Raw genomic sequence first — 3,762 nt, forward strand, 5'->3', positions numbered from 1 at the left:
GCGCCTAGCTGCTGGTGGAAAAGGAGGCCGGGCTTTTGCCTCTACTTTTCTAACTAGAGGCTCAGTAGAGTGGGGATTGAAAAATTCCCACCGGAATGGCCCAATGAAGTCCATTTTCCCTCTCTGCCTGGCCGGGGGCAGCGTTCTGATCTGGGGATCTCTGCTGTCTGCGCAGGCACAGGTGATCACGCCCCTTTTCCCAGAAACCTCCCGAACTCCTATCCCGCTGGAGCCGCTGCCCCCCAGCCAGGATATTCCCACCCTGCCCATCGTGCCGGATCCCCGGCCTGTACCGCCAACACCCCCCCGGCCAAGGCCGCTGCCAACGGGGACTTTTGAGGAGATTAGCCGCTACTTCCGCGATCTCAACCGGGCCAAGAACTTAGCCCGCCAAGCGGCTGAAATTGCCAACGGGGGCTTGCAGCGCTACCGCGCTGAGGCCTCTATGCACGGGGCAGCCATCGATGCACCGTTTGAAGAGTTCGCAGATGCCTGGATCTTCACCTTCCGGGGCGGCGAGCCTGGCTTTACTCAGCCCAGCATCGAAACCCAGGTGCGGGTGGATCGGCGCACCTTTCAGACCACCATCCTCTACAACGGCCCCATCCGTTCTCTGCGCTAATGGGATCCCCGCCATCCCTGGCATAATCAAAAGAGGGCAAGGGATGCGGGAGATGACCAAGTTTGTCTTCATCACTGGCGGAGTGGTCTCCAGCATTGGCAAGGGGATTGTGGCGGCCAGCCTGGGGCGTCTGCTCAAGTCCCGCAACTACACTGTGTCGATTTTAAAGCTGGATCCCTACATCAACGTGGATCCCGGCACCATGAGCCCCTACCAGCATGGGGAAGTGTTCGTCACCGACGACGGCGCCGAGACCGACTTGGACTTGGGCCACTACGAGCGCTTCACCGACACCAACATGTCCAAGCTCAACAACGTTACCACCGGCGCCATTTACCAGGCGGTGATCTACAAGGAGCGGCGGGGCGACTACCAGGGCAGCACAGTGCAGGTGATCCCGCATGTTACGCAGGAGATCAAAGAGCGCATCCGGCGGGTGGCGCGCGAGACCAACCCCGACGTGGTGCTGGTGGAGGTGGGGGGCACGGTGGGGGACATCGAGTCGCTGCCCTTTTTGGAGGCCATCCGCCAATTTCGCAAAGACGTGGGCCGAGCCAACGTGGCCTACGTGCACGTGACCCTGGTGCCTCTCATCAGGGCGGCGGGGGAGATGAAAACCAAGCCCACCCAGCACTCGGTCAAGGAGCTGCGCTCGATCGGGATTCAGCCGGACGTGCTGGTGTGCCGCTGCGAGCAGCCCCTGCCCCGCGGCCTCAAGGAGAAGATCTCTGAGTTTTGCGACGTGCCGGTGGAATGTGTCATCCAGGCCCAGGATGCCCCCAGCATCTACGATGTGCCTTTGGTGCTGGAGCAAGAGGGTTTGGCCCAGCGGGTTTTGCAGATCCTCAACTTGGATCCGCAGCAGCCGGATCTGCGCGAGTGGGAGCTCTTGGTGCAGCGGCTGCACCACCCTCAAGAGCGGGTAGAAATTGCCATTGTCGGCAAATACGTGCGCCTCACCGATGCCTACCTCTCAGTGGCGGAAGCCCTGCGCCATGCAGGCCTGGCCCTCAATGCCGGCGTTACCTTGCGCTGGATCTCTTCTGAAGAAGTTGAGGAGCGGGGGCCGGCAGCCCTGCTGGCCGGTGTGGACGGCGTGGTGGTGCCGGGGGGGTTTGGTAGCCGCGGCATCGAGGGTAAGGTAGCCACCATCCGCTACGTGCGCGAGCGGGGCATTCCCTTTCTGGGGCTGTGCCTGGGCATGCAGTGTGCGGTGATCGACTGGGGATGCCACATTGCCGGTCTAGAGCGGGCCAACAGCTACGAGTTTGATCCCGACACCCCCCACCCCGTCATCAGCCTGTTGCCAGAGCAGAAAGATGTGGAGCACTTGGGGGGAACCCTGCGCCTGGGCCTCTACCCCTGCCGCATTCTGCCTGACACCCTGGCGGCCAAGCTCTACGGGGAAACCATTGTCTACGAGCGCCACCGCCATCGCTACGAGTTCAACAACGCCTACCGCAGCCTGTTCTTGGACTCCGGCTACGTCATCAGCGGTGTCTCACCCGATAACCGCCTGGTGGAAATCATTGAGCTGCCCAGCCACCCCTTTTTCATTGCCACCCAGTTCCATCCCGAGTTTCGCTCCCGCCCCAATCGCCCCCATCCCCTCTTTTTGGGGCTGATTGAAGCCGCCCTGCGCAGCCGTTCCCGGCCGCAAGCCTTGCAGTTGCAGAACACAGGCTAGGGCATTGGGGTTGATTCAAGAGTTGTCGTTTCCAGCGCGCTATGCCCCGCCACCGGAAGAAGTCGGATTTGCCAAGCAAAATCTGCCTCACCTGCGGCAGGCCCTTTACCTGGCGCAAGAAGTGGGCCGACTGCTGGTCGGAGGTGAAATACTGTTCCGAGCGGTGTCGCAACCATCGCTCCAAGGGATCCCGATCCTCCTAGACGTCTGGGGCAGATAATGGGGTCGTCAAAGGGGGGTGGCATGCGGTTTCTCAAGTGGCTCTTGCACAATCCTCACGAAACGGAAGAGGAGGATCCCTTTCTGCGGGCCATCATCCGCCTAGAAAGCCTGATCTCGAAGCTGCTTTCTATCTTGATGATTGGGCTGATTGGGGTGGCTGTGGTGGATTTGACCCGCTTCCTGGTAGCTGATCTGCTGCGGGAGCCAATCGGGTTTTTCTCTACCACTTTGATCGAGATCTTCGGCCTCTTTTTAAATATTTTGATTGCGCTGGAGATTCTGGAGAACATTACCGCCTACTTGCAAAAGCAGGTGGTGCAGGTAGAGCTGGTGATTGTGACTTCTTTGATCGCAGTGGCGCGCAAGATCATCATTTTCGATTTTGAGAAGCTGGGCGGCCTGGATCTCATTGGGCTGGCAGCAGCGACGCTAGCCCTCTCCGTCAGCTACTGGCTGGTGCGACGAGCCAAGCCGTGATCCCTGTCGAGCGAAGGGCGGGCCTGGACAAATCCTGATAGGATAGGGGCGGAGCTTTCTGGCAAGAGAGATGCGCGTGCCCTCGGGGGTTGCCCACCTGTTGAAGCTAGCTGTGCTGGCGGTGCTGCTTTGGGTGGGATCTGGCTTTCTTCCCGCTCTGGCCCGTCCGCATTCTTCTTACGATTTGCTCCTAGCACAACAGTTGGGCAAAACCGTGAAAACCTACAACAGTCCTCCGCCAATGGTCATCGACCCGGCCAAGTCCTACACGGCCACGCTGGAGACCACTGCCGGCACGATGGTTCTGGAGCTGTTCCCGCAGGAAGCTCCCCTTGCCGTCAACAACTTTGTCTTCTTGGCCCGAGATCATTTCTACGACGGCGTCATCTTTCACCGGGTCATTCGGGGCTTCATGATTCAGGGCGGGGATCCCACTGGCACAGGTCGAGGTGGGCCAGGCTACCGCTTTCCCGATGAGCCGGTGCGGCGCCCCTACACGCGAGGGACTTTGGCCATGGCCAATGCTGGCCCCAACACCAATGGCAGCCAGTTCTTCATTATGCATGCCGACTACCCGCTGCCGCCCAACTACACGATCTTCGGCCAACTGATCGAGGGGGAGGACGTGTTGGATAAAATTGCCACGGCGCCCACAGGCCCTCAGGATCGCCCGCTGAATCCGGTCGCGATCAAGTCTGTTCGCATCTCGGAATCAGACTAGGTTGGGCCAATCCGGCGAAACAGTTTGGTTAAA

General features: G+C 60.1%; 5 protein-coding genes. All 5 read left to right on the forward strand.

Translation table 11 applies throughout. The annotated features are described in order from the left end of the window. Positions 1-103 precede the first annotated feature (103 nt). The 5 genes from NW852_RS04250 (at position 104) to NW852_RS04270 (ending at position 3,729) form a co-directional block, all read left to right on the forward strand. Entirely contained in the window at positions 104-622 is a 519-nt protein-coding gene (locus NW852_RS04250) for a hypothetical protein (RefSeq protein ID WP_414372591.1), read from the forward strand. A 52-nt stretch (positions 623-674) separates the two neighbouring features. Next, positions 675-2,309: a CTP synthase gene (locus tag NW852_RS04255; RefSeq protein ID WP_414372593.1), complete on the forward strand. Its 1,635-nt coding sequence runs from the start codon at positions 675-677 to the stop codon at positions 2,307-2,309. Positions 2,310-2,350: 41 nt separating this feature from the next. Continuing rightward, positions 2,351-2,512, forward strand: coding sequence for a DUF2256 domain-containing protein (locus NW852_RS04260; RefSeq protein ID WP_414372595.1), 162 nt, complete (start codon positions 2,351-2,353; stop codon positions 2,510-2,512). 40 nt (positions 2,513-2,552) lie between these two features. After that, the gene (locus NW852_RS04265; protein WP_414372597.1) at positions 2,553-3,008 is read left to right on the forward strand and encodes a phosphate-starvation-inducible PsiE family protein; all 456 of its coding nucleotides are present in this window, start codon (positions 2,553-2,555) and stop codon (positions 3,006-3,008) included. 241 nt (positions 3,009-3,249) lie between these two features. Then, positions 3,250-3,729, forward strand: coding sequence for a peptidylprolyl isomerase (locus tag NW852_RS04270; RefSeq protein ID WP_414372600.1), 480 nt, complete (start codon positions 3,250-3,252; stop codon positions 3,727-3,729). The last annotated feature ends 33 nt before the right edge of the window (positions 3,730-3,762 follow it).

The organism is Synechococcus sp. H60.1 (assembly GCF_047462335.1).
Taxonomy (GTDB): domain Bacteria; phylum Cyanobacteriota; class Cyanobacteriia; order Thermostichales; family Thermostichaceae; genus Thermostichus.